Genomic DNA, 25,343 nt, shown 5'->3' with positions numbered 1-25,343 from the left:
GCGGGAGCCGCCGGGCGGCACGGTGCCCGCTGGCACCGAGCCTCCCGTCCGTCGGGTGTCGCGACGCGCGCTAGTCCACGCGTGCTGCCACGGCGCGGCGACGCACGGCCAGCACGCCGGCGCCGGCGGCGACCAGGAGCAGCGCGGCGGCGACGCCCCCGGCGATGTCGGTCCCCGTGTACGCGAGGCCACCGACGACCGCCGTCCCCGTCACCGGGTCGATCGTGATGGTCGTCCAGCCGAGCACGGTGCCGTCCAGCGCGGTGACGACGATCCGGTGTGTTCCGGCCGAGGCATCCGCGGGGACGGTGACGCGGACCGTGCCGTCCGCCGCGACCGTCTCCGTGCCGAGCAGCACCGGGGTCGAGGTCATCCAGACGTGCACGCGCTCACCGGCGTGCTCGCGGCCGACGCCGATCGTGATCGTGTCGCCCGCGCGTGCGCTGGCCGGCCCGGTCAGGGTGCGGTTCGCGTTCGTGAGCGCCGACTCGGACGGAGCAGCGGGCGACGTGGGCGGAGTCGGCGCAGTGGCACCGGGCTTCGGGGTGGAGCCACCACCCGGGGCCGGCGCAGGGGTCGGGGTGGGTGTCGCGCCCCCGTCTCCGGGCGTCGGGACCGGGCTGCCGCCGTCGCCCGGCGTCGGCGTCGGCGTCGGCGTCGGCGTCGGCGTCTCGACCGTGCACGGGTAGGTGCCCGTCCGGAGCGAGAAGCCGTCCGTGTCGTTGTCGTCGGCGTAGAAGGTGGCGCGTGCACCGGCAGTGCAGACGTCGGAGATCGCGAAGCCCTCGTTGGCGAGCGTGCGGGACGCGTCGGCCGGGGCCTCGTACACGGTGTCGAGCGTGAAGACGCCGTCGGTGATCGTGTACAGCGCGGTGCGGCCGGCGCAGGCGTCGTCGCACACCACCCAGAGCGCGTCGAGCGTCGGGTCGAACTGCACCTCGGCGACCACGCTGAACGGGGAGGCGATGGTGGCCACGCGCTGCGCGGACCCGTCACCCATGAGCGCGTAGGCGTACGTGCTCGCGGTGCCCTCGACACCGACCAGGAACAGCCCGGCGCCGTGGTCCGCGTAGGTCGACGGTGCGTAGGCGGCGCCGGTGTGCTCGTCACGGAAGCCGTGCGCGGTCAGCCAGGTGTCCGGGATCCAGGTGACGCCCTCGAGGCCGGCGTTCGCACCGAGCCCCGGGAAGTCCGCCGCCAGGTTCCACTCGTCCGTCGCGCGCAGGGTCGCCTGCGAGCCGTCGGTGGTGGCGAAGCGCAGCACGGACGGGCGGCTCGTCGAGGACACGTCGTTGTCGCGTTCCGTCGACACGTCGACCGCGCCGGGGTCGTCGGTGGTCACGGTCACGCCCTCGGCGTCCGGGGTCCCGGAGCCGTCGGCGTAGCGCAGGTCCGTGCCCGCGGCGTTCGACGGCGCCCAGCCGCCCGCGCCGTCGGAGACCATGCGGTAGAGCAGCCCGTCGCCGTTCTGCACACCCCAGAGCACGCCGCCGTCCTCCGCGGTGGACGAGGACTGCCAGTCGAGCCCGCTCAGGTCACCCGCGAAGGTGTCGGTGTCGTCGAGCACGGTCTCGTCCGGACCACCGGGCCAGGCCTCGGCGGTGACGACACCGGCGAAGCGGTTGGTCGCCCCCTTGGTGGCCTCGGCGGTCTCGGCGAAGTCGCCCGTCCCGTCCGGGTTCCGGCCGTACGTGGTCGCGGCGTGCGCGGTCCAGGAGTACGTGTCGACGAGCGTGCCGCCCGGGCTGGACAGCCGCGCGGAGTCCGCCTTGCCGAGTCCGAAGCCGAAGTCGGCCTCGTCGAGCACCGCGAAGCCGCCCGCGGCGATCGTGGTGCCGGCCGGGATCGCGTACGCGTGCGTGTCGTCGCCGTCACGGAACACGAACCCACCGAGGTCGACCGTCGTCGTGCCCGTGTTCACCAGCTCCACCCAGTCGCCGGGGACGCCGTCCTGCGACTCGACCTCGTTGATGCGCACCGGGGAGGAGCAGTCGTTCGCGGCGCCCTTCGTCGAGCGCGTGGTGTCGACCAGGTCGCCGACACCGTCGGGGCAGCGCCCGTACGTGACCTTCGCGTGCTCCTGGTACGCGTACGTGAGCACCTGCGCACCGCTGGTGTCCGAGATCCGGACCGAGTCGGGGTTGCCGAGGCCGAAGTCGAACCCGGGCGCGGTCGTCGACTCCTGGTTCAGCACGAAGTACCCGCCGGCGGGGACGACGGACCCGGTCGGCAGCACGTACGGCGTGTGCGCGTCGTCGCTGTCGAGCATCGACCAGCCGCTGATGTCGATCGCAGCGGCCGACGTGTTCGCGAGCTCGACCCAGTCGACGTCGTCGCCGTTCGACTCGACCTCGTTGACGACCAGCCCGGCGGGGGCAGCAGCGGCAGCGAGGGCAGGGGCGGGGGTGGGAGCCGGGGCGGCGGTCGCCGGGCTGCTGGCGAGGACGCCTGCCGCGAGCACGGCACAGGTCGCGACGGCGGCGCCGAGGCGCAGGGACGGGGAGGGCATGCAGGATCCTTCGAGGGGAGCGGGTCGGGCCTGCACGACTGTTCAGCATCCGGGCGTCCGGCCGGTGGCCCGGAGGTGAACGGGCGGTGGCCGCGGCGTCCCGCACCGACGACGGACGGGAGGCTCCCCAGCGGTCCGGCACCGAGCCTCCCGTCCGGCGGCCTGAACTGTCGTGACGCGCCTCAGCGCCGGATCAGCAGCGCGCTCGCCCGCGGCGACAGCGCCGCGTCGAGCACCAGGCAGGCCGCGCCGACGGCGGCCACGTCGGCCCCACGGTCGGTCTCGACCACGGTCACCGGGTGCTTCGGCACGAGGATCGGCGACTCCGTGATCGCCGCCCGTGCTGCCGGCAGTGCGGCGGCGGCGACGCGCGACCAGAACGGCCCGCCGAACACGACGCGGTCGATGTCGAGCAGGTTGACGATGACGACGGCCGCGCGGCCCATCACGGTGCCCGCCTCGGCCGCGAGCTCGAGGGCGGTCGGGTCACCCGCGTCGATGGCGGCGGCGAAGGCGTCCCAGGCCCGGTCGACCGAGCCGAGGTCCGTGACGTCCCCCAGGTCGAGCCCGCGCGAGGCCGCGATCCGCACGATGCGCTCGGGTGCCACCGCGGCGCCGACCTCGCCGCGGTCCCCCTGTCCGTCCGGGGTGCCGGCGAAGGGGCCCTGCTCGACCATGATGTGGCCGGCGTCGCCCGCGTTGCCTCCGGTCCCGCGCACGGGTTCGTGGTCGACGACGAGCCCGACGCCGAACCCCGTGCCGAAGTACACGAAGGCGAAGTTCCGCGCCGAGGACTCCCCCGCCAGGAACATCTCGCCGACAGCGGCCGCGGTGACGTCCTTCTCCAGGAGCACCGGGTGGCCGGTGGCCTCGGCGAGGGCGTCCCGCAGCGGCACGTCCTTCCACCGCGGCAGGAACGGGGGGTCGAGCACGATGCCGGCGTCGACGTCGATCGGCCCCGGGCTGGCGATGCCGACCCCGAGGACCGCGTCGGCGTCGACGTCGGAGGTCCGCACGAGGTCCTCGACCGCCGAGGCCATCGTCCGCACGACCTGCTCGGGGTCGTCCGCGGTCGGGGTCGACGTCGTGGTGGCGGCGACCACGGTGCCGGCGAGGTCGAGCAGCACGTACGTCACGACGGCGGGGTCGATGTGCACGCCGACGGCGAACCGGCTGCCCGGCTCGAGGCGCAGGATCGTGCGGGGCTTGCCGCGGCCGGACACGACCGTGCCGGACTCGACGATCATCCCTGCTTCGATGAGGAAGCGCGTGACGTTCGAGACCGTCTGCGCGCTGAGGCCCGTGCGCCCGGCGAGCTCGACGCGGCTCAGCCCGTCGGGCGAGCGGCGGACGGCGTCGAGCACGACCGTGCGGTTGAAGCCGCCGATCGACGGCAGGTTCGCGCCGCGCCGGTGTTCCGCCATGTCGCGACCATACCGCGCAGCCCGTCCTCCCCCGGGAGGATGACATGACTGGCCCCAGCAGTGCTCGCACCGTTAGCCTGACCGCATGACGGACCTCCGCCTCGAAGAACTCTCCGCCTCGACCGCCGCCGCGGCCAACTCCCTGACGCTCAAGCCAGGCCAGGAACAGTTCGTGCAGCCCACCACGTACGGTGTCGCCGAGTCGGACGTCAAGCCGAGCGCCTCGTGGCCCCGGGTCGTGCTCGACGGTGACGAGGTCGTCGGCCTCATCATCGGCAGCTTCGACGCCGACAACGCGCAAGAGGAACTGCAGGCCTGCATCTGGCGCGTCAACGTCTCGGGCACCGCCCAGGGCCGTGGCGTCGGGCGCTTCGCCGTGCACGGCCTCGCCGACGAGGCCCGCAAGCGCGGCTTCGAACGCCTCACCGTCGTCTACGAACCCGGTGAGGGCTCCCCCGAGGACTTCTTCCGCGCCGTCGGCTTCGAGGTCGTCCGCGAGACCCAGTACGGCGACCACTTCGCGGTCCTCTCCCTCTGATGCCCCCGGCCGCCGTCGGCCCACACCCCGACGACGAGCGACCGGACCCGGCTGACTTCGGTGCCGCCGTCGCCGAGGTCGTGCGTGCCATCCCGCCCGGTCGTGTCATGACGTACGGGGACGTGGCCGCAGCGCTCGGCTCCCGTGCGTCGCGTGCCGTCGGCAAGGTCATGGCCCACGAGGGCTCCGACCTGCCGTGGTGGCGCGTGGTCCGGTCCGGCGGGTTGCCGCCGGTCCGGCACGAGGCGCGCGCGCTGGAGCACTACCGCGTCGAGGGCACGCCGCTGCGCTGGCGAGACACGGCCTGGAGGCTCGACATGCCCCGTGCGCGCTGGTCTCCGGAGCCGTTCGGTCACGAACCGATAACGGAGCCGAACTGATCCAAACCGCTGCGGCAGGGGCGCCGAATCACTGTCACAACCGGGAAACACCCGGGGCGCTCACCAGCCGCACAACGCTGGTTCTCCACCCTCAAGCGGGGTGTGTTCGGCGTGTAATCAGCAAAGGACCCACCATGCGCAAGATCACCAAGACCACGGTCTCCCTCGCCGCCGCTGGCGCGATCATCCTCACCGGTGCCGGGTTCGGCGTCTCCGCCGCGCAGGCCACCCCCACGATCCACACGGTCGCCTCGTCCTCCTCCAAGATCCCCGCCCCCGTCGCGTCGGTCCCCGAGGTCCTCGGCGGCGACACCTCCGTCGCCCTCGACAAGGGCTTCACCGACGCCCTCACCTCCCTCAAGCTCACCCCCGGTGTCTCCGGCACCGCGAAGCTCGCCGACGGCGCCGTGTCGTTCCCGATCACCGCCGGGTCGGTCACGTACTGGAGCCCGGACGGCAACTACCGCCCCTACGTGCAGGGCCTGCTGAACCACGACGACTCGGGTCTGACCCTGAAGGCCGGCGACACGACCGTCACGCTGGAGAACTTCGTCGTGAACCCCGGCTCCTCCAAGCTCTACGGCGACGTCCTCGTCAACGGTGAGGTCGCAGCCCCGAACGCGTACCTGTTCTCCCTCCACGGTGGCTCGCTGAAGGCCCTGCAGCTCGAGGGTGACAACGCGATCCTGACCGGCACCACCGTCCACGTCTCCGCCGACGCCGCAAAGCTGCTCAACAGCACCTTCAAGACCGACGCCGTCAAGGCAGGCCTCCTCGTCGGCACCGCCACCATCACCGCCCAGATCAAGTAACACCCCGCACCACAGCACCACCACACGAGAACGCCGCCCCGATCACGGGGGCGGCGTTCTCTGCGTTGCGCGGGAGTTCCGGCGTCACGGGCGCATCCGATGCTGGTTCCCCTCCGCGGCGATGACGAATCCGGTCGTCTCCGCCCGACGTTCCCGGACCGGATCCGTCACCCCGCTGGCAGAACCACCTCGCCGACGGACAGCGCGCCGATGGAAGAACTCGCTCCGCGCGAATCCACCCATGACGCACGCGATGGGAAGCGGAAACGCGCGTCGCAGGTCGGAACGAACGACCCCCTACGCGCGAAACGGCCTGCCGCACGCAGAACGACCCTCTACGCGCGAAACGACTCCCTACGCGCGGAACGACCGCCTCCGCGCGAAACGACTCCCTCCGCGCGGAACGACCCGCGACGCGCGGAAGGACCCGCCAGGTGCGGGACGACCGACTGCACGGGCGTCAGACGTCGAAGCGGGCGCCCTCCGGGTTCGACGGCAGCAGGAACATCACGAACAGCACGAGCGACCCGATGCCGGGCACCGCGTGCAGGAACTGCCAGAAGCCGGAGCGGTTCGTGTCGTGCAGCCGACGGGCACCGAGCGCCAGGGACCCGACCAGCGTCACCACGACCCAGAGCACAAACAGGTAGGACCCGACCGGGTTCTCCAGCAGCGGGCTGTCGGGCGTGAAGGCCTGCGGGACGAGCTGCAGCACCAGGCCGATCCCGAGCGACGTGATCCACCACCACCAGAACTCCGAGCGCGAGGCCCGTCCGGTGAACACGGTGTACTTCCGCCAGAAGCGTCGTAGCGCCTCGGTGAAGGGCGCACCGACGAAGGGGTCCCGGAGGGCCACACCGCCGGGCTGCGGGCTGTCGTCACTCATGCCGCCAAGCCAACCACGTGCGCTCGGGCGTTCGCGCCCCGGACGCACATCGCGCCCCGTCAGGACGGGGCGCGATGTGTGGTGCGGGCGCGATCCACGAGGGACCGCCGGCGGCGACTACACGAGCGAGTCGCGCCAGGCCGCGTGCAGCTGGGCGAAGCGCCCCGTGCCCGCGATGAGGTCGGCGGGGGTGCCGTCCTCGACGATCTCGCCGTACTCCATCACGAGCACCCGGTGGGCGATCGCGACGGTGGACAGGCGGTGGGCGATGATCACGGCGGTGCGGTCGGCGAGCAGGGTCTCGAGGCCCTCCTGCACCAGCCGCTCCGACGGGATGTCGAGCGACGCCGTGGCCTCGTCGAGGATGAGCACCTTCGGGTCCGCGATGAACGCCCGCGCGAACGAGAGCAGCTGCCGCTGGCCCGCCGAGACGCGACCACCGCGCTTGTTCACGTCGGTGTCGTACCCGTCGGGCAGCGCCATGATGAACTCGTGCGCCCCGACCGCCTTGGCCGAGGCCTCGATCTCCGCGCGGGACGCCCCGGGCTTGCCGAGCGCGATGTTGTCCGCGACGGTGCCGGAGAACAGGTACGCCTCTTGTGTGACCATGACGATCGCACGACGCATGTCGTTCGTGTCGAGGTCGCGCAGGTCCACGCCGTCGAGCTTCACCGAACCCTGGGTCGGGTCGTAGAAGCGCGCCATCAGCTTGGCGAGCGTCGACTTGCCCGCACCCGTCGACCCGACCAGCGCGATCGTCTGCCCGGACGGGATGTGCAGGTCGAACGCCGGCAGCACGACCTTGCCCTTGTTGTAGGCGAACACGACGTCGTCGAAGTCCATCTTGCCGCGGGCGTCCGCCAGCTTCGTCGGCTTCACGGGGTCCGGCACGCTGGGCCGTTCCTCGAGCACGCCGGAGATCTTCTCCATCGCGGCCGAGGCCGACTGGTACCCGTTGTAGAACATCGCGAGCTCCTGCGCCGGGTCGAAGAAGCGCTTGGCGTACAGCGCGACCGCGAGCAGCGCACCGACCTCGAGCGTCCCGCCGACGACCCGGAAGCCGCCGACGATGACGACCGCGGCGAGCGTCGCGTTGCCGATGAGCACGAGCACCGGGTCGAAGGTCCCGAACAGGTTGAACACCTTCGTGTTCGAGACCCGGTAGTCCTCGACGAAGCCGCCGTACTCGTCGCGGTTGCGGGACTCCTTGCGGAAGGCCTGCACCGCGCGGATGCCCGTCATGGTCTCGACGAAGTGCACGATGACGCGCGCCGAGGCCACCCGGGTGGCACGGAACAGCGTCTGCGAGTTCGTCTGGAACCAGCGGATCAGGAACCACAGCGGCACGAGCGACACCGCGAGCACCAGGCCAGAGGTCGGGTCGAGCACGACGAGCGCCACCGCGGTGAACGCCATGTAGAGCACGCCCTGGATGAGCTGGTTCAGCCCGGAGTCGAGCAGCTCGCGGATGGAGTCGAGGTCGCTCGTCTGGCGCGAGATGATCCGGCCCGACGTGTAGGTCTCGTGGAACTCCAGCGACAGCCGCTGCGTGTGCAGGAACACCCGCTTGCGCAGGTCGAACAGGATCGCCTGGCTGATCCGGGCCGCGAGCACGGTGTACCACGCGGTCAGGACGGCACCGAGGACCGCGACGACGATGTACGTGGCCACGACCGCGAACGCCGGGACCCAGTCGTTCTGGTCGAGGACCGCCGGCAGGGCGTTGTCGATGCCCCACGCGATGAGCGCCGGGCCGGCGACGGTGCCCGCGGTCGAGATGACCACGACGACCCCGAGCAGGACCAGGCGCATCTTCAACGGTGCGGCGAGGGACCCGAGCAGGGCGAGGGACCGGCGCCGCAGGCGCTTGCTCTCCGCCTTGGTGAAGTCCTCGCGCTCCTCGCCGCGCACCCCGAGCGTGGTGATCGAGGCGGTGACGGGTGCGGCAGCCTGCGCGGCCGCGGTGTCCTGCAGTTCCGGGTCCGTGCCTCCTGGCCGGTCGGTGGTGCCGATGGGCTGGACGGGGGTGCCGAGGGTCTGGTTGGTGTCTCCCTGCTGGCTCATGCCATCGCCTCCTCTCGTGCGGTCGCGTCGTCGTCGTCGAGCGACGAGATGACGTAGCGGTAGTGGTCGTTCGTGGCCATCAGCTCCGAGTGGGTGCCGACGGCGGTGATGACGCCGTTCTCCATGAGCGCGACGCGGTCCGCGAGCGTGACCGTCGACGGACGGTGCGCCACGATGAGCGACGTGGTCTCGGCGAGGACACGGCGCAGGCCGGCCTCGACCCGGGCCTCGGTGTCGACGTCGAGCGCCGACAGCGGGTCGTCCAGGACGAGCACCGACGGCCGCGCGGCGATCGCACGGGCGAGCGCCAGCCGCTGCCGCTGCCCGCCGGAGAGGGACAGGCCCTCTTCCCCGACTCGGGTGTCGACGCCGTCGGGCAGGTCGTCCACGAAGGACGCCTGCGCGATGTCGAGCGCCTCGCGCATCAGCGTCTCGGCTTCGTCACCGGTCACGTCCGGGCGACCGAGCAGCACGTTCTGCCGCACGGTCGTCGAGAACAGGGTGGCGTCCTCGAAGGCGACGCCGACGTGGCGTCGCAGCTCCTCGCGGGTGAGGTCGCGGATGTCGACGCCGTCGATCGTGACCGAGCCGCCGGTCACGTCGTACAGCCGGGGCACGAGCGAGAGCAGCGTGGTCTTGCCGCAGCCGGTCAGGCCGACGAGCGCCATGGTCTCACCGGGCTCGAGCCGCAGCTCGACCCCGTTGATGAGGTCCGGGTACTGCGCGGCCGAGTCCTGGTACCGGAAGTGCACGCCGTTGAAGGCGAGCGCACCGTGCGGCTCCGCGATCGTCTTCGGGTGCTCCGGGTCGGTGATCGTGTTCTCGGAGTCCATGACCTCGAAGAAGCGGTCGACCGCGGTGCGCGTGTCGAACGTCATCGAGAGCAGGAACCCGATCGACTCGATCGGGAAGCGGAGCACCGTCGCGGTGGCGAAGAACGCGAACAGCTGGCCGACGCTGAGCTGCCCCTGCGACGCCAGCCAGATGCCGGCGAGCAGGCAGAGCGCGAACGCGACGTCCGGCACGAGCAGCAGCCACAGCCAGATGCTCGCGACGGCCTTCGCCTTCTTGATCTCGGTGCCGCGGAGGGCCTCGGCCTGCTCGCTGAACTCCTCGAGCTTGTAGCCGCCGCGACCGAACGCCTTGAGCACGCGGATGCCGTGCACCGACTGCTCGACACTCGTCGCGAGGTCACCGACCTGGTCCTGGCTGCGGCGCGCGACCACGGAGTACCGACGCTCGAACAGCAGCCCGTTGATCCAGAGCGGGATCGACGCGATCAGGAAGATCAGGCCGAGCAGCCACCCGAAGGTGAACAGCACGACGAACCCGACGACGATCGTGACGAGGTTCACGACGAGCAGCACGACGCCGAACGCCAGCCACCGGCGGATCAGGGACAGGTCGGACACCGACCGGGACAGCAGCTGCCCGGACTCCCACCGGTCGTGGAACGCGACCGGCAGGTCCTGCAGCTTGGCGTACAGCGCGTTGCGCATGCTGGTCTCGATGCGGGTGGACGGACGCATCACCAGGCGGCGGCGCGAGGCGATGAAGAAGGCCTCCAGCACACCGAGGGCGAGCACACCGAGCCCGGCGGGCCAGATCTGCGACGAGTCCTTCGACGACATCGGGCCGTCGACGAGCCACTGCAGCACGTAGGGGATGGCGAGCGCCACGAGGGAGGCACCCATCGCGGCGGCCATGCCGGCGATGATGCGGCCCTGGTAGGGCTTCACGTAGGGGTGGATCCGCGCGATCGCGCGGAAGGTGGACGGGCGCGCCGTGGTGGGCGACTTGGACATGCGTTGCGTCCTCATGCGTCAGCCGGGTACCCCGGGTCGGGCCGTCCGGACGCCGCCCGTGTCGGGGGCGTCGTCGGTCCGGCACCGGCCTGGAGGCTCGGTGTGCGTTGCGTGGTCATCATCGGCCGGGCGCGTGGTGGCGCCTCCGCCGTCACTCGCGTGACGTCGGTCGGGCCGGAGGGCACCGGGGGACTCGTCGTCCCTCGGGGATCCAGCGGGTGGTACGCGTCGTCGTGGTTGCAGCGACGCGCGGCCGTGGGAACGGCCTGACTAGACGGCGGCCGCCACTCGTCGTCGCGGCGCGGGAGTGGTCCCACGTGCGGGAGTGGTCCCCACGGCGGACGCCAGACCTGCACGGGCGGGCGTCGCCTCGGATCGGGTCATGTCGTCCATCGTCACTCCAGTCGTCGTCATCGTCACCGTTGTGTCCGCGGTGCCACCGACCCCAGGGGGCCGTCGGCGGTGCTGTCGCGGAGCCTTACAGGATATTCAGAGGGAGTCAGCAGCGCAATGGGGTGTCGCGATTTGTTCACTTCAGTGGAAGAAGTGGCGCTCCCCGGTGAAGTACATCGTGACGCCGGCAGCCGTGGCCGCGGCGATCACTTCTTCGTCGCGGACGCTGCCGCCGGGCTGGGCGACCGCGCGGACCCCGGCGTCGAGCAGCACCTGCAGGCCGTCGGCGAACGGGAAGAAGGCGTCCGACGCCGCGACGGACCCGGCAGCGCGGTCACCGGCACGGTTCACCGCGAGGTGGCAGGAGTCCACGCGGTTGACCTGGCCCATGCCGACCCCGACGCTCGCGCCGGCGTTCGCCAGCAGGATCCCGTTCGACTTGACCGCGCGGGATGCCTTCCACGCGAACGCCAGGTCGGCCAGGGTGGCGTCGTCGGCGGGCTCCCCCGCGACGAGGTCCCACGTCGACTGGTCGAAGGCCGTGAAGCGGTCGGCGTCCTGCACCAGGAAGCCGCCGGAGATCTGCTTGACCTCGCGCGGGGCCAGGGCGAAGTCCGCGGGCAGCGTGAGCAGACGGATGTTCTTCTTCCGCGACAGGATCTCGAGGGCCTCGGGGTCGAAGCCCGGGGCGACGACGACCTCGGTGAAGATGTCCTTCACGGTCTCGGCCATCGCCACGGTGACCGGCCGGTTGGCGGCGATGACCCCGCCGAACGCCGACAGCGGGTCGCAGGCGTGGGCGGCAGCGTGTGCGGACGCGATCGGGTCGACCGCGTCGGCAGCACCCACCGCGATGCCGCAGGGGTTGGCGTGCTTGATGATCGCCACCGCGGGCTCGGTGAAGTCGTACGCGGCGCGGACCGCTGCGTCGGCGTCGACGTAGTTGTTGTAGGACATCTCCTTGCCGTGCAGCTGCGTCGCCTGCGCGATCCCCGTGCCGCCGGCCTGCGTGTAGAGCGCTGCGGCCTGGTGGGCGTTCTCGCCGTAGCGGAGCGTCGCGGCGAGGTCCGCGCCGAACGACAGGTGCGACTCGAAGGTCCCCGGGGTCTCGAGGTCGTGCCCGACCGGCTCGGCGTCGACCACGTCGGACGCGAAGTACGACGCCACGGCGGTGTCGTACGCAGCGGTGTGCGCGAAGGCCTGCGCGGCGAGGCGCTTGCGGAGCGCGAGGGTGGTGCCCCCGGCGCGGACGGCCTCGACCACCTCGGCGTACGAGGAAGGCGACACGACGATCGCCACGTTCGGGTGGTTCTTCGCGGACGCGCGGACCATCGCCGGGCCGCCGATGTCGACGTTCTCCACGACCGTCGCGGTGTCGGCACCGGACGCCACCGTCTCGACGAACGGGTACAGGTTCACCACGACGAGCTCGAAGGCCTGGATCCCCAGGTCGGCGAGCTGCTGCTCGTGCGACGCCAGCCGCAGGTCGGCGAGGAGCCCCGCGTGCACGGCGGGGTGCAGGGTCTTCACGCGGCCGTCGAGCGACTCCGGGAAGCCCGTGACGCTCGCCACGTCGGTGACCGCGTACCCGGCGTCGCGGATGGTCTGCGCGGTGGACCCGGTCGACACCAGCTCCACGCCGCTGTCGGCCAGGGCACCGGCGAGCTCGAGCAGGCCGGTCTTGTCGCTCACGGAGATGAGGGCACGACGCACGGCGACGACGTCCCGCTCGCGGTACAGGCTGGGGTCGGCGGCGTGGACGCTCATGCGCTCGTGGTGCCCTTCAGGTCGGTGGTGCCGGTGGCGATGTCGAGGACGGTCTGGATGAGCAAGCGCCGCTCGACGGGCTTGATGCGGTCGTGCAGCGTCGACTCGGAGTCGCCCGGCAGCACCGGGACGCGCTCCTGCGCCAGGATCGGGCCGCTGTCGACGCCGTCGTCGACCTTGATGACGCTGGCGCCGGTCTCGGTGACCCCGGCGGCGAGGGCGTCGCGGACACCGTGCGCCCCGGGGAACTCGGGCAGGTACGCGGGGTGGGTGTTGATGATCCCGGGGCCGAACTCGGACACGACCGACGGCGGCAGCAGGCGCATCAGCCCCGAGAGCACGAGGAGGTCCGGCGACCAGGGCCGGATCTGCTCCGCGAGCGCCTGACCCCACGCGGCGCGGGAGTCGTACCGCGCGAAGGGCACCGAGAACGTGGGGATCGAGTACTCCTCGCCGAGGCCGAGTCCTTCGGCGTCGCGGTCGGCACCGATCGCGACGACGCGGGCGGGGTAGTCGGCGTGCCGGGTCGCCTCGAGCAGGGCCCGGAGGTTCGAGCCGGTACCGGAGATCAGGACGACCAGTTCGAGCACGTCCACCAGCCTAGCGGCGGGGTGCGCCGTGCGACGCCGTCAGCGGTCGCCCTGTGGACGGCGCCACCACGGCAGCTCGTCCTCGGGCACCTGGTCGGTCTGGTCCCAGCGCTTCGTCGGGGTCGTCGGGGTCGTCGAGGTGGCCGGGGTCGTCGGCGCTGCCGGCTGCTCGTCGACGTCGTCGCGTCCGGCGACGAACTCCTCGGTGCTCCAGGGGAAGGCGGGCTGCTCGTCACGGGCCCCCGCTGCCTGGGGCGCCGCGGGGCGGTGCCGGTCCGGGCGGTCGTCCGGGGTGGTGTCCGCGCGCTCGGCGTCGGCTCCGGTGACGCGGTCGCGGAGGCCCCCGGCTCGCTCGCGCAGGTCGCTGGCGCGGCTCCGCAGCCCACCCGCGCGCTGCTTGAGTCCCCCGGCACGGTCGCGCACACCGTCCGCGGCACCTCGGAGCCGGTCACGCATGCCGCCCGCGCGCTCGGTCGTGTCCGCGGGCACGTCGGCGACGCCGCCCGTGCGCGCCCAGTCCGGCAGCTCGACGTGGCGGTCCGTGTCGGCCGCTGCGAGTGCGGGTGCGGTCGTGGGTGTCTCCGTGCCCGTGTCGGACTCGGACGCGGTCGTCCGGCCCACCGGGTGGTGCGCCTCCTCGACCACGAAGCGGTGCGTACCGGTGGTGCGTCCGGCCCCGGCTCGTTCGAGGGCGTCGAGGAGCGAGCCCTCCGACGGCACCTCGACGGGCTCGTCGCTCTCGTGCCAACGCTCCCGGCTCCAGGAGCGCTCGGGCAGTCGGACGAGGTCCTGCCCGACGGCGAGGGCGACCACCGCGGGCACGCCGACCTCGAGCGCGGCGAAGGCACCGACGACCAGGGCGTGGGGTCCGACGTCGGCGAGACGCCCGGGTCCGAACGACCCCGACGACACCCAGGCGACCGCACCCGTGAGCAGCCCGGCGACGATGCCGGTGGCCACGCCCCCGAGTGCCCGGTGCAGGGCGCTGTCGGCGGACCCGAGCGCACGGACGAGCCGCGGACGCATGAACCCGCCGGCCGCGAAGCCCGCCAGCACCGGCACGAGGACCCAGAGCAGGCCGAAGGTGTGCCCGGACGCCGGCAGGGCACCGAACACGGGCAGACCGGGGATCGGGCCGAGGGCGGTGCCGATCGGCGAGACACTCGACCCGGTGCCGATGGCGAAGCCCGGACCGACGAGCCACGCGGTGGCCCAGGCGACGAAGTCGGGCAGGAACGCGAGCTGCCCGACGGTCAGGGCGATGCCACCGAGGAATCCGGCGTGCGAGCGTTCGTAGAGCGTGATGACCTCGGCGAAGGACCCGAGGAGCAGGAAGCCGACCAGGATCCCGGCGGCGGCGACCACGCACGCCGTGGCGGCCGTTCCGGCACGGAGCCCGAAGCCCGCGATCGAGCGCCACACCGCGGGCACCCGGTCGAGCTGGTCGAGGACACGGGCGGTGACGGGGTCGGGGCCGAGCCCGCGGCGCCGACGGCAGACCTCGGCCGCGACGAGCGCCGGGATCCCGAACCACAGCGCGGGGAACACGACGGCCTGCCACACGCTCGGCTGCGTCGCGGCGGAGGTCGAGGACAGCGCCAGTCCGAGTCCGAGCAGCGCCACCGCGGCCGTGCCGACGAGCACCCCGGTCACGCGGTGCTCCGTCTCGGCGAAGCGTCGGCCGGCACGGGCGCCGAGCCAGACCGTCACGACGGCGAAGCCGAGCGCCGCGAGCGTCACCGGGATCGGGGCCGCGGCGCCGCTCACGCCGGAGGCCTTCGCGACCGCCGAGCCGAGCAGGAACGTCACGTCGACGCCGTGCCCGACGAGCCACACGCTGCCGGCGGCCTTCCAGAAGACGTCCCAGTCGACCTGCAGGCCGTACTCGAAGCCCCAGAGCAGGGTCAGCGGCACCAGCGCGATGCCGACGCCCACGCCGACCGTCACGAGCGCCTCGACGGCGGCGAGCAGAGCGGTTCCCAGGCGGTTCATCGCAGCGAGGATACGTGCCCGGCCACGGGAACGACGGGAGGCTCGGCGCGGAACCCGCACCGAGCCTCCCGTCAGCACACCGCTCAGCGAGCGGCGACCACCTCGCGCAGCAGCGCGGCGGTCTCGGACGGCGTCTTGCCGACCTTGACGCCAGCGGCCTCGAGGGCCTGCTTCTTCGCCTCGGCCGTGCCGGCGGAACCGGACACGATCGCGCCGGCGTGGCCCATCGTCTTGCCCTCCGGCGCGGTGAAGCCCGCGACGTAGCCGACGACCGGCTTGGTGACGTGCGCCTTGATGTACTCGGCCGCGCGCTCCTCGGCGTCGCCACCGATCTCGCCGATCATCACGATGGCCTCGGTCTCGGGGTCGGCCTCGAACGCGGCGAGCGCGTCGATGTGCGTCGTCCCGACGACCGGGTCGCCGCCGATGCCGATGGCGGTCGAGAAGCCCAGGTCACGCAGCTCGTACATCATCTGGTAGGTCAGGGTGCCCGACTTCGAGACGAGGCCGATCGGGCCCTTGCCGGTGATCGTCGCCGGGGTGATGCCGACGAGCGACTCCCCCGGGGTGATGATGCCGGGGCAGTTCGGCCCGATGATGCGGGTCTTCTCGCCGAGGGCCTTGGCGTGTGCCCAGAACTCCGCGGAGTCCTGCACGGGGATGCCCTCGGTGATGACGACGACGAGGGGGACCTCGGCGTCGATGGCCTCCATCACGGCGTCCTTCGCGAACGCCGGCGGGACGAAGACGATCGAGACGTCGGCACCGGTGGTGTCGACGGCCTCGCGCACCGAGCCGAAGACGGGCAGCTCGACGTCGCCGTGGGTGACGGTCGTGCCGGCCTTGCGGGCGTTGACGCCGCCCACGACCTGCGTGCCGGCCTTGAGCATCAGGGCGGTGTGCTTGGTGCCCTCGCCGCCGGTGATGCCCTGGACGATGACCTTGGAGTCCTTGGTGAGGAAGATCGACATGGTCAGTCCCTTCAGGCCGCGGCAGCGGCGAGTTCGGCGGCCTTCTCGGCCGCGTCGTCCATGGTCGCGGCGACGGTGACGAGCGGGTGCGCTGCCTCCGCCAGGATCCGTCGGCCCTCTTCCACGTTGTTGCCGTCCAGGCGGACGACGAGCGGCTTGGTGGCCGCGTCGCCGAGGATGCCCAGCGCGGCGACGATGCCGTTCGCGACGGCGTCGCAGGCGGTGATGCCGCCGAAGACGTTCACGAAGACGCTCTTGACCTGCGGGTCGCCGAGGATGACGTCGAGGCCGTTGGCCATGACCTCGGCCGAGGCGCCGCCGCCGATGTCGAGGAAGTTGGCGGGCTTCACGCCGCCGTGGCGCTCACCGGCGTAGGCGACGACGTCGAGCGTCGACATGACGAGCCCCGCGCCGTTGCCGATGACGCCGACCTGGCCGTCGAGCTTGACGTAGTTGAGGCCGTGCGCCTTCGCCTTGGCCTCGAGCGGGTCCTCGCTCGCGGTGTCCTCGAGCGCCTGGTGGTTCGCGTGCCGGAAGTCGGCGTTCTCGTCGAGGGTGACCTTGCCGTCGAGCGCGACGATCTGGCCGTCACCCGTGCGGACGAGGGGGTTGACCTCGACCAGGGTGGCGTCCTCGCCGGCGAAGACGTCGTAGAGCTTCACGAAGACGCTCGCGACCTGCTCGACGAGCTCGTCGGGGAAGCCGGCTTGGCGGGCGATGGCCTCGCCTGCTTCCTGGTTGATGCCGGTCAGCGGGTTGACCTCGACGCGGGCGAGCGCCTCGGGCTTCTCCACCGCGAGCTGCTCGATCTCCATGCCGCCCTCGACGCTGACGAGCGACAGGTAGGAGCGGTTGGCGCGGTCGAGGAGCACGGAGAAGTAGAACTCCTCGGCGATGTCGGCGCCCTGGGCGACCATGACGCGCTGCACGGTGTGGCCCTTGATGTCGAGGCCGAGGATCGCCTGCGCGTGCTCGAAGGCCTCGTCGGGGGTCTTCGCGACCTTGACGCCGCCGGCCTTGCCGCGGCCGCCGACCTTCACCTGCGCCTTGACGACGACCACGCCGCCGATCTGCTCGGCTGCTGCCTTCGCCTGCTCTGGGGTGTCGGCGATGATGCCCTGCAGCACAGGGACGCCGTAGGACTCGAAGAGGTCCCTGGCCTGGTACTCGAAAAGATCCACGCTGTTCTTCTTCCCGCACGGTGTCGTGCGATCGGCATCGGTCATCCGGTCGCAGCGCTCAGCATCGAGGGTCGCTCGATGTCGAGACAACGGCCGTGACCGAGCCTAGCGGTGGCGGGTGAACGCCGGGTGCGCCGGGCCCCGAGCCGTCCGATGGCCACGACGCGCACCCGTGGCCGTGTCGCGCACTGCCGAGCGGACCGCAAGCAGCCGCTCGGCACGGTGGACCGATGCACGACGCACTCCGCTCCCAGGCCGCCGACGTCTTCGGCTGGCAGCTCCGCACGGACCAGCAGACGGTCATCGACGCCGTCCTCGAGGGGCGCGACGCCCTGGCCGTGATGCCGACCGGCTCCGGCAAGTCCGCCACCTACCAGGTGGCCGGTCTGGCGCTCGACGGGCTCGTGCTCGTCGTCTCGCCGCTCGTCGCCCTGCAGGAGGACCAGGTGGTCGGCCTCGCGGAGCACCCCGACGCCCCGCGGGCCGTCACGGTGAACGCCACGAAGCGCTCCCGCGACCTGACCGAGGCGTGGGACGCGGTCACGGCGGGCGAGGTCCGCTACGTGTTCCTCGCACCCGAGCAGCTGGCGAAGGAGGACGTGCAGGAGCGGCTCCGCGCAGCCGGGGTCGCTCTGGTCGCCGTCGACGAGGCACACTGCGTGTCCTCGTGGGGGCACGACTTCCGCCCGGACTACCTCGGGCTCGGCGAGGCGATCGAGCGTCTCGGACGCCCGCCGGTCCTCGCGCTCACCGCGACGGGTTCCGCCCCCGTGCGGGACGACGTCGTCGCCCGGCTCGGCATGCGGGACCCGCTGGTGCTCGCCGCCGGGTTCGACCGGCCGGAGCTGCGGCTCGAGGTGCGCCGTCACCAGGACGAGGACGCCAAGCGCGAGGCCGTCGTCGACCAGGTCGCCGGTCTCCAGGGCGTCGGCATCGTCTACGTCGCCACCCGGGCCGAGACCCTCGTCTACGCGGACGAGCTCGTGGAGAGCGGGCGGGTCGCCCAGCCGTACCACGCGGGTCTCCGGGTGAAGGACCGCGAGCGCGTCCTCGCCGGGTTCCACGACGGGTCAGTCGAAGTCGTCGTCGCGACGAGCGCGTTCGGCATGGGGATCGACAAGGCCGACGTCCGCTTCGTCGTGCACGCGGACGTGCCCGAGTCGGTCGACGCCTACTACCAGGAGGTCGGTCGCGCCGGCCGTGACGGCGACGCCGCCCTCGCGACCCTGCACTACCGCGCCGAGGACCTCGGCCTGCGCCGGTTCTTCGCTTCCGGCAGCCCCGCGCCGAAGTCGCTGCGCGCGGTGTTCGACGCGGTGCCCGAGGACGGCGCGATCGCCCGCTCGGCACTGCCGGACGCGTCCGGCATGGCCGCCCGCACCGCCGGCCGCGCCGCGAACGCCCTCATCGACGCCGGCGTCCTGGTCGACGGGCACGACGGCATCGCCCGTGCCGACGACGCACCGGCGAGCGCCGACGCCGCCGTCAGCGCCGCGAAGGAGCGCGCCAGGGAGCGGGAGCAGATCGAGGAGTCCCGGATCGCGATGATGCGCCAGTTCGCCGAGACGAACGGCTGCCGTCGCCAGTTCCTGCTCGGGTACTTCGGCGACGAGCTGCCCGAGCCCTGCGGCAACTGCGACACGTGCACGTCCGGCACGGCGGAGCAGACGCACGCGGCCGACGGCAGCCACGACGCCGAGTGGCCGCCGGACGCCGCGGTGGAGCACTCGCAGTGGGGCCACGGCACCGTCATGAGCACCGAGGACGACCGGCTGACGGTCTTCTTCGAGTCGGCCGGCTACCGGACCCTCGCCCTGGCGGACGTCGAGGAGCGCGGGCTGCTCGAACGGGTCTGAGCCGACGCCCACCGGGGGGACGCGCGGTCGCTCCACCAGACGGCGGCGACCGCGCTCCACTCCCCCGAGCAGAGGCGAGTGTGCCGGGTCGTCATGACCACCCGGTGACGCGCCGGTGAACGCCGGGCGACGACGCACCCGGGTCCGCGGCGTTCGGGGTGCGTCCAGTGCCCGGGGCGTATCCAGGAAGCCCGACCGAAGGAGAACCACCATGAGCGACCCCGGCATCAGCCCCGTCGACGACTTCGACTCCCAGGCACGCCGTGACGACGACATCGACCGCGAGCACGTCGGCCCGTACGAGGTCGACGAGACCGAGGAGTCCCTCGAGACCGTCACGAACGACGCCGTCGCGGGCGAGACCGTCGAGCCGCAGCCGGGTGACGGCACCGACGACGGCCCCACCGGCGGTGCACCGCGCGAGGCCTCGGCCGACCTGTGGGAGCACGACGACGACTCCGAGCGCCCCGACCTCGGGAACGACCTCGGCACGAAGCCGCTCTGAGCGGCACCCCGGCGCGCGATGACGGTGCCGTGAGCAGTGGCCGGTCGGGAGGCTCGGCGCCGGACGCGCACCGAGCCTCCCGTCCGGTGCGTGGCCGGGACCACGCCCTCGCCCGCTTCCTCGCCGACAGCACGCCCGTCCTCGCCGGCGGGCGCGCGATCCTGCTGCAGATCGCGGACCCGGTGGTCGCAGCCGGCGTCCGCCGGCACTCCGACTTCGCCAGGCGCCCGCAGCAGCGGCTCGCCCACACGCTGATGTACGTCTACGCGGTGGTGATCGGCTCGCCGGCGGATGCGGCCACGGCGACCGCGTTCGTGGACCGGGCGCACGCGCCCGTCGCCGGCGCGGACGACGTCGACCGGCAGCTCTGGGTCGCGGCGACGCTCTACGACTCGGCGCTCCGTGCGCACGACGCCTTCGGCGACCAGGTCCCCGCCGACCTGGCCCAGCGGGTGCTCGATGCGTACGCGCCCCTCGGCGTCGCGCTGCGAGTCCCCGCGGACCACTGGCCGGACTCGGTCACCGCCTTCGAGGCCTACTGGGACCGCACCCTGGCGACCCTCCACGTGACGGACGACGCCCGCGGGGTCGTCCGCGACCTGCTGCACCCACGATTCGCACCGTTCTGGGTGCGCGCCGCGATGCCCCTCGTCCGGATCGTCACCGTCGGGCTGCTGCCGGACCCCGTGCGTTTGCAGTACGGCTTCGCCTGGGGCCCTCGGGAGGAACGCCGCTTCCGCCGGGTGACGACCGGGCTGCGCCGGGTGCGTGCGGTCGTACCGGGTGCGCTCCTGCGCCTGCCGGGACCGCTGCTGCTCCGCGCGATGCGTCGCATGGCCGACCGACACTGACCAAGTTCTTGTCAGTCTGACAATTACCGTGCTACGGTCGGGTCATGGCAGTCGAACTCAGCACCCGGGACAGCCGGGGCACCCAGACGACACCGACGTTCTCCACGATGCGGTTCCCCGCGGGTGAAGCCCACGTCAAGGTGACCGACGACCGCACCGACACGCGAGACCTCATCGAGATCGCGACCCTCCGCGGCGCGAGCGGCGACGACCTGATGATGCTCGGCATGTGGGCCGACGCCGTGCGACAGCGCGGCTCGAAGTCCGTCGCACTCGTCCCGTACCTGCCCGGCGCACGACAGGACCGCGGCATCCCCTTCGGGGCGAAGGTCTACGCCGACGTCCTCAACGGCTTCGGCATCGACCAGGTCATCGCGTTCGACCCGCACTCCCCGGTCATCGTCGGGCTCGTCGAGCACCTGACCGTGGTCACCAGCGAGCGGGTCGTGCGTGACGCCGTGGTCGGCGCTCCCGGCACCGAGCAGCGCTACCAGGGCATCATCGCCCCGGACAAGGGCGCCGTCGCCCGGGCCACCGCCGTCGCCGAGGCGTGCGACCTGCCCGTGTACAAGGCCGAGAAGCACCGCAACCCCGACACCGGCAAGCTCGACGGGTTCAGCTGCGAGCCGCTGCCCGACACCGGCCGCTTCCTGGTGGTCGACGACATCTGCGACGGCGGCGGCACCTTCATGGGCCTCGCCGGCTCGACCGGCCTGCGCAAGGACCGCCTGGGCCTCTGGGTCTCGCACGGGGTCTTCTCCGGCCGAGCCACGGCGCTCGCGGAGCACTTCGGCGAGATCGTCACCACCGACTCCTACCCGGCGCAGTCCGAGGTCCCCGGCCTCGTGACCGTCCCCCTCACCCCCTTCCTGACGGAGCAGATCCGATGACCGACCAGACCACCACCGCCGACACCACGACCGACACCGGCACGACCGCCGCGGGCATCGCGCCCCGCATGACCGCGCCGAGCCCCATCGCCCCGCTGCTCGCCGTCGACGGCTACAAGCACTCGCACCGGCAGGTCTACCCCGAGGGCACCACCCGCATCCTGATCAACTGGACGAACCGCTCGAACGCGCACATGCCCGAGTCGACGCACGCCGTGGTCTTCGGGCTGCAGGCCTTCATCCAGCGCACGCTCGTCGAGTCCTGGGCGCCGTTCTTCGCGGCGGAGGAGGACCTCGTCTGCGACCTGTTCGCGCAGGCGCTGCAGGGGTACTTCGGTCCGAACCACATCGGCGTCGACCACGTCCGCGCCCTGCACCGCCTGGGGTACCTGCCGCTCGCGATCCGGGCGCTCCCCGAGGGCACCCTCGCCCCGATCGGCGTCGCGACCCTGACCGTCGAGAACACCGTCGACGAGTTCTTCTGGCTGCCGAACTACATCGAGACCGCGCTGTCGGCGTCGATCTGGCACCCGTCCACCGTCGCCACGAAGGCGCTCGAGTACCGCGACCTGATGGAGGACTGGGCAGCCCGCACCGGCGCCGTCCCCGAGGGCATCGACTTCGCGGCCCACGACTTCTCGTTCCGCGGGCAGTCGAGCATCGAGTCCGCCGCCGCCGGCGGCGCCGGCCACCTCCTCTCGTTCCTCGGCACCGACTCGATGCCGACGCTGGACTTCGTCGACCGCTACTACCCGGGCGACAACGGGATGGTCGCCGCGAGCGTCCCCGCCACCGAGCACAGCGTGATGTGCGTCCGCGGGGCCGAGGGGGAGCTCGCGACCTTCGAGCAGATCCTCGACGTGTACCCGACGGGCATCGTCTCCGCGGTCAGCGACGGCTTCGACCTGTTCAAGGTCCTCACCGAGACGCTCCCCCAGCTCAAGGACCGCATCATGGCCCGCGACGGCAAGCTCGTCATCCGCCCCGACTCCGGCGACCCGGTCGACATCGTCACCGGCACCGTGCACGACGTGGACGAGGCCGCCCTGACCGACCCGGCGCGCAGCCACGAGGAGAAGGGCGTCGTCGAGCTGCTCGACGAGCTGTTCGGCCACACCGTCAACGCGCAGGGCTTCAAGGTCCTCGACCAGCACATCGGGGTCATCTACGGCGACAGCATCACCCTCGACCGCGCCCGCCGCATCTACGAACGCCTGGCCGCCAAGGGGTACTCGAGCGACAACATCGTGCTCGGCATCGGGTCGTACACGTACCAGTACATGACCCGCGACAACCTCGGCAGCGCGGTCAAGGCGACCTGGGCCCTGGTGGACGGCGAACCCGTCGACATCCAGAAGGACCCGAAGACCGGCAGCGGCAAGAAGAGCGCGAAGGGCCGCATCGCCCTGCACCGGGACGCGACGGGCGAGATCCACCAGTCCGACCAGGCGAGCACCGCGGACGAGGACACGAGCCTCCTCCAGCCCGTCTGGGTCGACGGCCGGTTCCTCGTGCACCAGTCCTTCGCCGACGTCCGCGCGACGCTCCGGCGCGAGCGCACGGAGCGCGCGGCACGACGGGCGGCGGCGTCGGCGTGACCGACCCGTCCCTGACCCGCGACCAGCCGCTCATCGCGATCGACGTCGTCCCGATGTCGTTCACGGCGAGCGGCGGGTTGCGGGTCGCCACCGCGCGTCGGCTGTACGACCCGTACGCCGGCCAGGAGGCCCTCCCCGGCGTGCTCCTGCAGCCCACGGAGCTCCTGGTCGACGGGGCACGGCGCGCGCTCGAGACCAAGACCGGGATCAGCCGGCCGGCGGTCCGGCACCTCGCGCAGGTCGGGGCGTTCGACGGACCCGACCGCGACCCCCGCAGCGCGGCGATCAGCATCGCGTTCGTCGCCGTGGTGGACGTCGCCGGCGCCGACGCGACGGACACGCGCGCGGCGACCGACGGCCCTGCCGGTGACCCGTCGCCGGTCTGGCGCGAGGCCACCGGGGCCGAGCCGAGCCTCCCGTTCGACCACGACCGGATCATCGAGGCCGCCGTCGACGACGTGCGGACCCGGCTGTGGCGCGACCTGCCGCTGACCCGCGCGCTCCTCGGGCCGCGGTTCACGACGGCGGACGCATCGCGGCTGCAGACCGCGCTGTCCGGTGCCGCGCCGGACCCCGGCAACCTCAACCGGGCGCTGCGGACGAACCCGGCGCTGGAGCGTCTGGCGGAACCGGCGTCGACCGGCTCGCGCGGTGGACGTCCCCCGGCCGTCTGGACGTGGACGGACTGACGGGCGTTGGCTGGGGGCATGGCTTCTGCTCCGCTCTCCGGTGACACCTCGTTCGCGTTCCCCGAGTTCGACGACCCGCCCGCCTCCCCCTTCGACGTGGCCTGTGCCTGGCTCGCCGGGGCCGAGCAGGACGACGTCGCCGAACCCCTCTCGATGACCCTCGCCACCGCCGCCGACGGGATCGTCACCGCCCGGACCGTCGACGTGAAGACGATCGACGACCGTGGCCTGCTGTTCGGGACCTCGGCCGAGAGCCCCAAGGGCCGCCAGCTCGCCGCGAACCCCGCAGCTGCGCTCCAGGTCTACTGGCGCGAGACGATGCAGCAGCTCCGCTTCGAGGGGGTCGTCGTGCGCCTGTCGGACGCCGAGTCGGACGAGCTCTTCGCCGCCCGTTCGCCGAAGTCCCGGGCGGCGACCGCCGTGGCCGCGCAGTCGGCACCGCTCGACGGCTCCGTGCAGGACCTCATCGACGACGCGAACGCCCTGCTCGAGGACGCCGGCGACGATGTCCCGCGGCCGGAGTCCTGGGCGGCGTGGCGCCTCGAGCCGGTGTCGGTCGAGTTCTGGCACGGCAGCCGCGACCGGATGCACCGGCGGCTGCAGTACCGGCTGACCGACGACGGGTGGTCGTCGGGCGTGCTGCAGCCCTGACCCGGCTGCTGGCGTCGGTTCGTCGTTGCGGCGGGTCGGCGTTGCGGCGGGTCGTCGTTGCGGCGGGTCGTCGTTGCGGCGGGTCGTCGGATCGTCGGTTCGTCGGTAGGCGCGTTCTGCGGACAGGACTCGACCCCGCTGGTTCTCTGAGTGGACCACAGCGGGCGGTCGCCGCCCGCCAGTCCCGAGGAGCACCATGCGAGACGACCGCGACGTCGACGACTCCACCTCTGAACAGCGCGAGGAGGACGCCCCGGCACGCCCCGCGCTGCAGCTGTACGGCGCGGAGTGCTTCGGGACGTTCCTGCTCGTCTTCGGTGGGGTCGGCACCGCGCTGTTCGCCGCGGCGTTCCCCGACGCGGACAACGCCCTCGGCGTCGGCTACCTCGGGGTGGCGCTCGCGTTCGGCCTGACGCTCGTGGCGGGCATCAGCGCCGTCGGGCACATCTCCGGCGGGCACTTCAACCCCGCGGTGACGCTCGGGCTGTGGGTCGCGGGCCGCACCGACGCGAAGCACCTGGTCGGGTACTGGGTGGCGCAGCTCCTCGGCGGCGTCGTCGCGACGAGCATCCTGGCGGCGGTCCTCGCCGGCAAGCCGGGAGCCCTCTCCGCCGCCAGGGACAGCGGCTTCGCGTCGAACGGCTTCGGGTCGGGCTCGCCCGGCGGCTACGGGCTGTGGTCCGTCCTGCTCATCGAGGTCGTGCTGACGGCGGTGTTCCTCGGCGTGATCCTGTCCGTGACCGCGAAGCCGGAGTACCGCGCGCTCGCCCCGATCGCGATCGGCCTGACGCTGACGCTGATCCACCTCGTGTCGATCCCCGTCAGCAACACGTCGGTGAACCCGGCGCGGTCGATCGCCGCGGCGGTCTACGGCGGTGGGGAGCCGCTCGGGCAGCTGTGGCTGTTCATCGTCGCGCCGCTCGTGGGTGCGGCCATCGCCGGTGTCGTCGTGCGGTTCGGCAGCGGGCGCGCGGTCCGCTAGCGCGGGCGG

21 protein-coding genes are annotated in these 25,343 nt (G+C 72.4%); 11 read left to right on the top strand and 10 right to left on the bottom strand.

The genetic code is table 11. The features are described from left to right. Positions 1-70 precede the first annotated feature (70 nt). The gene (locus ITJ68_RS19415) at positions 71-2,509 is read right to left on the bottom strand and encodes a lamin tail domain-containing protein (protein WP_267238493.1); all 2,439 of its coding nucleotides are present in this window, start codon (positions 2,507-2,509) and stop codon (positions 71-73) included. 182 nt (positions 2,510-2,691) lie between these two features. Then, positions 2,692-3,933 (bottom strand): ROK family transcriptional regulator, encoded by a 1,242-nt coding sequence (locus ITJ68_RS17300; RefSeq protein WP_194663129.1) that lies wholly within the window; start codon positions 3,931-3,933, stop codon positions 2,692-2,694. Between the two features lie 85 nt (positions 3,934-4,018). Here ITJ68_RS17300 and ITJ68_RS17295 point away from each other — a divergent pair, with 85 nt between their 5' ends. From ITJ68_RS17295 to ITJ68_RS17285, 3 genes are all read left to right on the top strand, one after another. After that, a complete protein-coding gene (locus tag ITJ68_RS17295; RefSeq protein WP_071273916.1) occupies positions 4,019-4,471 on the top strand; it encodes a GNAT family N-acetyltransferase in 453 nt (150 codons plus the stop codon). Further along, positions 4,471-4,851 (top strand): MGMT family protein, encoded by a 381-nt coding sequence (locus ITJ68_RS17290; RefSeq protein WP_194663127.1) that lies wholly within the window; start codon positions 4,471-4,473, stop codon positions 4,849-4,851. Before ITJ68_RS17295 ends, ITJ68_RS17290 begins: the two co-directional genes overlap by 1 nt. 134 nt (positions 4,852-4,985) lie before the next feature. Next, the gene (locus ITJ68_RS17285; RefSeq protein ID WP_194661312.1) at positions 4,986-5,663 is read left to right on the top strand and encodes a hypothetical protein; all 678 of its coding nucleotides are present in this window, start codon (positions 4,986-4,988) and stop codon (positions 5,661-5,663) included. Positions 5,664-6,123: 460 nt separating this feature from the next. Here ITJ68_RS17285 and ITJ68_RS17280 read toward each other — a convergent pair whose 3' ends face one another. The 8 genes from ITJ68_RS17280 to sucC all read right to left on the bottom strand — a co-directional run bounded on the left by ITJ68_RS17280 (position 6,124) and on the right by sucC (position 17,312). Then, positions 6,124-6,549 (bottom strand): DUF805 domain-containing protein, encoded by a 426-nt coding sequence (locus ITJ68_RS17280; RefSeq protein ID WP_194663125.1) that lies wholly within the window; start codon positions 6,547-6,549, stop codon positions 6,124-6,126. 117 nt (positions 6,550-6,666) lie between these two features. Continuing rightward, positions 6,667-8,475, bottom strand: a complete 1,809-nt coding sequence (locus tag ITJ68_RS17275) for an ABC transporter ATP-binding protein (RefSeq protein ID WP_194663141.1) — start codon at positions 8,473-8,475, stop codon at positions 6,667-6,669. Between the two features lie 134 nt (positions 8,476-8,609). Beyond that, positions 8,610-10,418 carry an ABC transporter ATP-binding protein gene (locus ITJ68_RS17270; protein ID WP_194663124.1) on the bottom strand — a complete coding sequence of 603 codons (1,809 nt, stop codon included), beginning with the start codon at positions 10,416-10,418 and terminating at the stop codon, positions 8,610-8,612. 534 nt (positions 10,419-10,952) lie between these two features. Continuing rightward, a complete protein-coding gene (gene purH, locus ITJ68_RS17265; protein WP_194663123.1) occupies positions 10,953-12,578 on the bottom strand; it encodes a bifunctional phosphoribosylaminoimidazolecarboxamide formyltransferase/IMP cyclohydrolase in 1,626 nt (541 codons plus the stop codon). Beyond that, positions 12,575-13,168, bottom strand: coding sequence for a phosphoribosylglycinamide formyltransferase (gene purN, locus ITJ68_RS17260; RefSeq protein WP_194663122.1), 594 nt, complete (start codon positions 13,166-13,168; stop codon positions 12,575-12,577). The genes purH and purN overlap by 4 nt, the downstream gene beginning before the upstream one ends. A 39-nt stretch (positions 13,169-13,207) precedes the next feature. Next, positions 13,208-15,160, bottom strand: coding sequence for a DUF6350 family protein (locus ITJ68_RS17255; protein ID WP_194663121.1), 1,953 nt, complete (start codon positions 15,158-15,160; stop codon positions 13,208-13,210). 83 nt (positions 15,161-15,243) lie between these two features. Beyond that, complete coding sequence (sucD, locus tag ITJ68_RS17250) at positions 15,244-16,131, bottom strand: succinate--CoA ligase subunit alpha (protein WP_194663120.1); 888 nt, start codon at positions 16,129-16,131, stop codon at positions 15,244-15,246. Between the two features lie 11 nt (positions 16,132-16,142). After that, positions 16,143-17,312 (bottom strand): ADP-forming succinate--CoA ligase subunit beta, encoded by a 1,170-nt coding sequence (gene sucC / locus ITJ68_RS17245; protein WP_194663119.1) that lies wholly within the window; start codon positions 17,310-17,312, stop codon positions 16,143-16,145. 230 nt (positions 17,313-17,542) lie between these two features. Between sucC and ITJ68_RS17240 the strand changes: the two genes are divergently transcribed. The 8 genes from ITJ68_RS17240 (at position 17,543) to aqpZ (ending at position 25,334) form a co-directional block, all read left to right on the top strand. Further along, on the top strand, positions 17,543-19,168 hold the full coding sequence (locus tag ITJ68_RS17240) for a RecQ family ATP-dependent DNA helicase (RefSeq protein ID WP_194663118.1): 1,626 nt from the start codon (positions 17,543-17,545) through the stop codon (positions 19,166-19,168). Between the two features lie 211 nt (positions 19,169-19,379). After that, entirely contained in the window at positions 19,380-19,673 is a 294-nt protein-coding gene (locus ITJ68_RS17235; RefSeq protein ID WP_194663116.1) for a hypothetical protein, read from the top strand. 29 nt (positions 19,674-19,702) lie between these two features. Continuing rightward, positions 19,703-20,524: an oxygenase MpaB family protein gene (locus tag ITJ68_RS17230; protein ID WP_194663114.1), complete on the top strand. Its 822-nt coding sequence runs from the start codon at positions 19,703-19,705 to the stop codon at positions 20,522-20,524. A gap of 44 nt (positions 20,525-20,568) precedes the next feature. Next, positions 20,569-21,414: a ribose-phosphate pyrophosphokinase-like domain-containing protein gene (locus tag ITJ68_RS17225; protein WP_194663113.1), complete on the top strand. Its 846-nt coding sequence runs from the start codon at positions 20,569-20,571 to the stop codon at positions 21,412-21,414. Further along, positions 21,411-23,012 carry a nicotinate phosphoribosyltransferase gene (locus ITJ68_RS17220; RefSeq protein ID WP_194663111.1) on the top strand — a complete coding sequence of 534 codons (1,602 nt, stop codon included), beginning with the start codon at positions 21,411-21,413 and terminating at the stop codon, positions 23,010-23,012. Before ITJ68_RS17225 ends, ITJ68_RS17220 begins: the two co-directional genes overlap by 4 nt. Further along, complete coding sequence (locus ITJ68_RS17215; protein ID WP_194663110.1) at positions 23,009-23,701, top strand: NUDIX hydrolase; 693 nt, start codon at positions 23,009-23,011, stop codon at positions 23,699-23,701. Before ITJ68_RS17220 ends, ITJ68_RS17215 begins: the two co-directional genes overlap by 4 nt. 18 nt (positions 23,702-23,719) lie before the next feature. Then, complete coding sequence (locus ITJ68_RS17210) at positions 23,720-24,352, top strand: pyridoxal 5'-phosphate synthase (protein ID WP_194663109.1); 633 nt, start codon at positions 23,720-23,722, stop codon at positions 24,350-24,352. A gap of 196 nt (positions 24,353-24,548) precedes the next feature. Then, complete coding sequence (aqpZ, locus tag ITJ68_RS17205; protein ID WP_194663108.1) at positions 24,549-25,334, top strand: aquaporin Z; 786 nt, start codon at positions 24,549-24,551, stop codon at positions 25,332-25,334. Positions 25,335-25,343: the final 9 nt, after the last annotated feature.

This window comes from Curtobacterium sp. VKM Ac-1395, assembly GCF_015350975.1.
In the GTDB taxonomy this organism is placed as follows: Bacteria; Actinomycetota; Actinomycetes; order Actinomycetales; family Microbacteriaceae; genus Curtobacterium.
Note: the sequence above shows the minus strand (reverse complement) of the source record. Positions and strands in the feature narration are given on the sequence as shown.